Here is a 3,771-nt window from a genome sequence, read left to right as displayed (position 1 = left end):
TGGTGTTCCTGACGGCCTATTACGGGCTGTCGGTTCTGGCCGGGCTGCGGGCCGGGGAGCGGGTCCTGGTGCACGCCGCCGCCGGTGGCGTCGGCATGGCGGCGGTGCAGCTGGCGCGGCATTGGGGCGCCGAAGTGTTCGCCACAGCGAGCCGCGGAAAGTGGGATACCCTGCGCGCGATGGGATTCGACGACGCACATATCGCGGATTCCCGGGCGCTGGACTTCGAGGCGGAGTTCTCGTCCGTTACCGGGGGCTGCGGTATGGACGTGGTGCTCAACTCGCTGGCCGGAGATTTCACCGATGCGTCGCTGCGCCTGCTGGCCCCCGACGGGCGCTTCATCGAAATGGGAAAGACCGACCTTCGCGACCCGCAGGCCCTCGCGCAAACGCATCCGGGGATCCGGTACCGGGCATTCGACTTGATGGAGGCCGGGCCCGACCGCATCGCGGAGATGCTGGCCGAATTGCTGGAGCTGTTCGCCGCCGGGGTTTTGACGCCGTTGCCGGTCAAAGCTTTTGACGTGCGTTGCGCCGTGGAGGCGTACCGGTTTGTGAGCCAGGCCCGCCACATCGGCAAGGTGGTGCTCACCATGCCCGCCGGCCCCGCCGCACTGGCCGGCGGCACGGCGCTCATCACCGGTGGCACCGGCATGGCGGGTTCGGCGGTCGCGCGTCACCTGGTCCAGCGGCATCAAGTGCCGCACGTGATGCTGGTCAGTCGTCGCGGTGAGCAGGCGGACGGGGCTTCCGAGTTGGCCGCCGAATTGCGCGACGCCGGGGCCGCGGTGACGGTGGTGGCGTGCGACGTCGGCGATCGGGATGCGGCGGCCGGATTGCTGGCGCAGGTGCCGGCGCAATACCCGCTGCGCGGCGTCTTCCATGCTGCCGGCGTCCTGGATGACGCGGTGATCGCGTCGTTGACGCCGGATCGGGTCGATGCGGTGTTGCGGGGCAAGGCCGACGGCGCCTGGAACCTGCATGAGCAGACGCGGGACCTGGATTTGTCGGCGTTCGTGATGTTTTCGTCGATGGCGGGGATCGTTGGCGCGCCGGGCCAGGGCAATTATGCGGCGGCCAACAGTTTCCTGGACGCGCTGGCGGCGTCTCGGCGTGCGCATGGGCTACCCGCACTCTCGGTGGCCTGGGGCATGTGGGACGAGGCGTCGACCATGACGCAACACCTCGGCGATCGCGACAAGGCCCGGATGAGCCGCGTCGGGCTGGCCGCGCTGTCCACCCCGCAGGCGTTGCACCTTCTGGATTCCGCCCTGCTGGGTGAGCAGTCCATGGTGGTGGCGACGCGTCTGGATTCCGGCGCTTTGGCCCGCAGCAGCGGTGCGCTACCGCCGCTGTTGAGCCAGTTGGCGACTCGGTCGGCCCGACGGGTGCTCGACCAGACGGACGTGGTGTCGATGACGGGCCTGCGGGCACGGCTGGATGGCTTGACCTCCGAGCAACGGCAGCGGGAGTTGGCGGACATGGTGTGCGGCAACGCCGCCACGGTGCTCGGTCATAGCACGGCGGACGTCAGCGCCGAGGATGCCTTCCAAGATCTCGGATTCGACTCGTTGACCGCCGTGGAGCTGCGTAACCGGCTGAAAATCGCGACCGGCCTGACGCTTTCGCCCACCCTGATCTTCGACTACCCGACGCCGTCCGCGCTCGCCGCGCACCTCGACAGCCAACTGGCCGCGGGCGCCTCGACCGCAGCGCCACCCGATCGGATGGGTCGGTTCAACGACATCGCCCGCGAACTGCAGGGGCTGGTCAGCCAGCCCGACTGGAAGCCCGGCGATAAGGCACAGCTCGTCACCCGGTTGCAAGCCCTGCTGACAACCCTGACGGGCCCGTCGCGGACCAGTCATGTGGAACCTGTCGACGACACGTTCGACGACGACATCAGCACCGCCACTGAAAGCCAGCTGTTCGCCATCCTCGACGAAGATTTCGGCCCCTAGCATGGACGTGGCCATCATCGGGCTCGCGTGCAGGTTCCCGGGTGCAGAAAACCCCGGCGAATTCTGGCGTCTCATGCGAGACGGAGGTGAGGCCACCCGATTATCGGGTAACGCCGCGGAGTTCGACGCGGACTTCTTCAACCTGTCGCCGCGCGAGGCGTGCGCGATGGATCCGCGGCAACGGTTGGCCCTCGAACTTGCCTGGGAACTCTTCGAGGACGCCTTCGTGGTGCCGGATCACGTTCGTGAGCAGCGTGTTTCGGTCTACCTCGGTGCGATGACCGACGACTACGCCATGCTGACGGTTCGCGACGTCGCGGACAACCTCGATCATCACTCGTTTGCCGGTATCAGCCGGGGGATGATCGCCAACAGGGTGTCCTACGCCCTCGGGTTGCACGGACCCAGCATGACCGTCGATTCGGGCCAGTCGTCCTCGCTGGTGGCCGTCCACCTCGCTGCTGAAAGCCTGCGGGCGGGCGAGTCGACGCTGGCGATAGCCGGCGGGGTCCACCTGAACCTTGCCGACGAGACCGCCCTGCTGGAAAGCGAATTCGGAGCCTTGTCGGTGTCGGGTCACACGTATGCGTTCGATCGGCGTGCCGATGGCTATGTGCGTGGCGAAGGCGGGGGACTGGTGCTGCTAAAGGCCCTGCCTGCCGCACTCGAGGACGGCGATCGCATTCATGCGATTCTCCGGGGGAGCGCAGTGGGCAATGCCGGGCACGGCGCCGCCGGTCAAACGGCACCTACGGTTTTCGGTCAAACCGACGTGATCCGCCGGGCGCTGTCGGCCGCCGACCTGAAACCGGGCGACATCGATTACGTCGAAGCGCATGGCACCGGAACCAAAGTCGGCGACGCGGTGGAAGCGATGGCGCTTAGTGAGGTTTTCGCGGGGTGCTCAGAGCGCCCCGTGATCATCGGATCGGTGAAGACCAACATCGGCCACGCCGGCGGCGCCGCGGGAATTGCCGGTCTGCTCAAAGCCGTACTGGCGATTCAGCATTCGACGGTTCCGCCGAGCCTCAACTATGTCAGCCCGAACCCCGAACTCGATCTCGGTCACCTGCAGGTCAACGCCGGACTGATGCCCTGGCCGCTCAGTCAGCGGCCGCGGCGGGCGGGCGTGTCGTCCTTCGGGATGGGCGGCACCAATGCGCACGTCATCGTCGAGCAGGCCCAGGCGCAATCGGAAGCGTCCGCGGCGGAAACCGGTTCACCCGTCGTGGCGTGGGTGCTGTCGGCGCGATCGCGCGAAGCGTTGGCCGGACAGGCCGAGCGATTGTCCGCACATGTGAGCGCCGACCCGGGACTGAGCGCGCTGGATGTCGGATGGTCATTGGTGAGAACCCGGTCGACCTTTGAGTATCGGGCGGTGCTGGTCGGTGGCGATCGCGAATCGCTATTGGCGGGTGTAACAAGTTTGACGGCGGGGCACGCGCGTCCGAAAGGGCAGATGGTGTGGGTGTTTCCGGGTCAGGGGTCGCAGTTGCTGGGGATGGGCCGGGAGCTGTGTGAGCGGTTTGCGGTGTTCGCTGAGGCGTTTGATGAGGCGGTCGCGGCGGTGGATGTCGGTCTGCGGGTGCCGTTGCGTCAGGTGTTGTGGGGTTTGGATTCGGAGTTGTTGAGCAACACCGAGTTTGCGCAGCCGGCGTTGTTTGTTGTCGAAATTGCGTTGGCGGCGTTGTGGCGGTCGTGGGGTGTGACGCCGGATGTGGTGATGGGTCATTCGGTGGGTGAGATCGCGGCGGCGTGTGTGGCCGGGGTGTTGTCGCTGGGTGATGCGGCGCGGTTGGTGGTGGCGCGG

The 3,771-nt window shown here is 67.1% G+C and carries 2 protein-coding genes; both read left to right on the top strand.

All coding sequences use genetic code 11. The features are described from left to right. A partial coding sequence (locus JOZ00_RS16645; protein WP_293345453.1) for a type I polyketide synthase occupies nucleotides 1–1,961 on the top strand: 1,961 nt, incomplete at its 5' end. Between the two features lies 1 nt (nucleotide 1,962). After that, on the top strand, nucleotides 1,963–3,771 hold a 1,809-nt coding region (locus JOZ00_RS16640), incomplete at its 3' end, for a type I polyketide synthase (RefSeq protein ID WP_293345451.1).

It is taken from the genome of Mycobacterium sp., from assembly GCF_019243155.1.
GTDB lineage: Bacteria > Actinomycetota > Actinomycetes > Mycobacteriales > Mycobacteriaceae > Mycobacterium.
The sequence above is the reverse complement of the archived record's forward strand: the minus strand, read 5'-3'. Positions and strand labels throughout refer to the sequence as shown.